The sequence below is a fragment of the Actinomadura sp. NPDC048032 genome (assembly GCF_040653175.1).
In the GTDB taxonomy this organism is placed as follows: domain Bacteria; phylum Actinomycetota; class Actinomycetes; order Streptosporangiales; family Streptosporangiaceae; genus Spirillospora; species Spirillospora verrucosospora.
Window position 1 is genome coordinate 1 of record NZ_JBEZJP010000711.1, and the last position, 2,309, is coordinate 2,309.

Annotated in this window: 2 protein-coding genes; both read left to right on the plus strand. The window is 72.5% G+C overall.

Annotated elements, in window-relative coordinates:
• Positions 1 to 58: 58 nt before the first annotated feature.
• Positions 59 to 1,198 (plus strand): Gfo/Idh/MocA family oxidoreductase, encoded by a 1,140-nt coding sequence (locus tag AB0C69_RS41370; protein WP_360362198.1) that lies wholly within the window; start codon positions 59 to 61, stop codon positions 1,196 to 1,198.
• On the plus strand, positions 1,198 to 2,196 hold the full coding sequence (locus AB0C69_RS41375) for a sugar phosphate isomerase/epimerase family protein (RefSeq protein ID WP_360362201.1): 999 nt from the start codon (positions 1,198 to 1,200) through the stop codon (positions 2,194 to 2,196). The genes AB0C69_RS41370 and AB0C69_RS41375 overlap by 1 nt, the downstream gene beginning before the upstream one ends.
• The last annotated feature ends 113 nt before the right edge of the window (positions 2,197 to 2,309 follow it).

Consider the following 2,309-nt stretch of genomic DNA (forward strand, 5'->3'; position numbering starts at 1 on the left):
GCCGGCTCGGGGGACCGCGGTCCGCCCCCGGAACACGACACAGAGAGGTGAGCAGAACATGACGACCGTCGGAGTCGGGATGGTCGGGCACGCGTTCATGGGACGCGCCCACTCCCAGGCGTGGCGCAGCGTGGGGCCGTTCTTCGAGCCGCCGCTGCGACCCGTCATGACCGCCCTGGCGGGACGCTCCGCCGAGCGCGCCCGCGCCGCCGCCGACGCGCTCGGCTGGGCGTCGGTGGAGACCGACTGGAAGGAGCTGCTCCGCCGCGACGACGTCCAGCTCGTCGACATCTGCACCCCGGGCGACAGCCACGCCGAGATCGCCGTCGCCGCGCTCGACGCGGGCAAGCACGTGCTGTGCGAGAAGCCGCTCGCCAACTCCGTCGCGGAGGCCGAGGCGATGGTCGCCGCCGCGGAGCGGGCGCGCGAGCGCGGCGTCCGGTCGATGGTCGGGTTCAACTACCGGCGCGTCCCCGCCGTCACCCTGGCCCGCAGGCTGGTGGACCAGGGGCGCATCGGCGCCGTCCGGCACATCCGGGCCCAGTACCTGCAGGACTGGCTGGCCGATCCGGAGGCGCCGTTCACCTGGCGGATGGACCGCGACCGGGCCGGGACGGGCGCGCTCGGCGACATCGGCGCGCACATCATCGACACCGCGCAGTTCATCACCGGGCACAACCTCGTCGGGGTCTCGGCGCTGATGGACACGTTCGTCCCGGAACGTCCCGTCCCCGGCGGCGGGACGGCGCGGGTCACCGTGGACGACGCGGCCCTGTTCGTCGGGCGCACGGACGGCGGCGCGCTCGCCTCGTTCGAGGCCACCCGGTTCGCCACCGGCCGCAAGAACGCCCTGCGGATCGAGGTCAGCGGCTCCTCCGGCGCCCTGGCGTTCGACCTGGAGTCGCTGAACGAGCTGTGGTTCCACGACCGCGAGGAAGACGGCGCGACCGCCGGCTTCCGCAGGATCGTCGTCACCGAGCCCGTCCACCCGTACGCGGACCGGTGGTGGCCGCCCGGCCACCTCCTCGGCTACGAGCACACGTTCACCCACCAGGCCGCCGACCTGCTCACCGCGATCGCGGACGGCACCGACCCGCGCCCGTCGTTCGCCGACGGACTGCAGGTGCAGCGCGTCCTCGCCGCGGTCGCCGGCAGCGCCGAGGCCCGATGCTGGATCGACGTCGAAGGGAGCGAATGATGACACGACCGGTCACGCTGTTCACCGGCCAGTGGGCGGACCTGCCGTTCGAGGAGGTCTGCCGGCTGGCGGCCGGCTGGGGCTACGAGGGCCTGGAGATCGCCTGCTGGGGCGACCACTTCGAGGTCGACAAGGCCCTCGCCGACGACGGCTACGTCCCGCGCAAGCTGGAGACGCTCGCCGAGCACGGCCTCAGGGTGTGGGCGATCTCCAACCACCTCGTCGGGCAGGCCGTCTGCGACAACCCCGACGAGCGGCACCAGGCGATCCTGCCCGAACGGATCTGGGGCGACGGCGAGCCCGAGGGCGTCCGGCGCCGCGCCGCCGCCGAGATCATGGACACCGCCCGGGCCGCCGCGCGGCTCGGCGTGGACACGGTGGTCGGGTTCACCGGCTCCTCGATCTGGCACACGGTCGCGATGTTCCCGCCCACCCCCGAGTCGATGGTGGAGCGCGGCTACGCCGACTTCGCCGAGCGGTGGAACCCCATCCTGGACGTGTTCGACGAGGTCGGCGTCCGCTTCGCGCACGAGGTGCACCCGAGCGAGATCGCCTACGACTACTGGACGACCGTCCGGACGCTGGAGGCGATCGGGCACCGCCCCGCCTTCGGGCTGAACTTCGACCCGTCCCACTTCGTGTGGCAGGAGCTCGACCCGGTCGGGTTCCTGCTCGACTTCCGCGACCGGATCTACCACGTCGACTGCAAGGACACGAAGGTCCGCACGGGCGACGGCCGCCGCGGCCGCCTGTCGTCCCACCTGCCGTGGGCGGACCTGCGCCGCGGCTGGGACTTCATCTCCACCGGCCGCGGCGACGTCCCGTGGGAGGACGTCTTCCGCGCCCTCAACGCGATCGGCTACACCGGCCCGATCTCCGTCGAGTGGGAGGACGCCGGAATGGACCGCCTCCAAGGGGCCCCCGAGGCCCTGGAGTTCGTCCGCGCCCTCAACGCCATGGAACTCCCCACCACCGCCTTCGACTCGGCGTTTACATAGCGTTCTTCTCCTCCTTCGGGCCTGGCGGCACTCCATCGTCGAAGGACGCGGGCGATCGCTGGCATCGCTCCGTCTCGCCTTGGCGGCTCGCTGCGCGATCAGGTTCTCGCTTC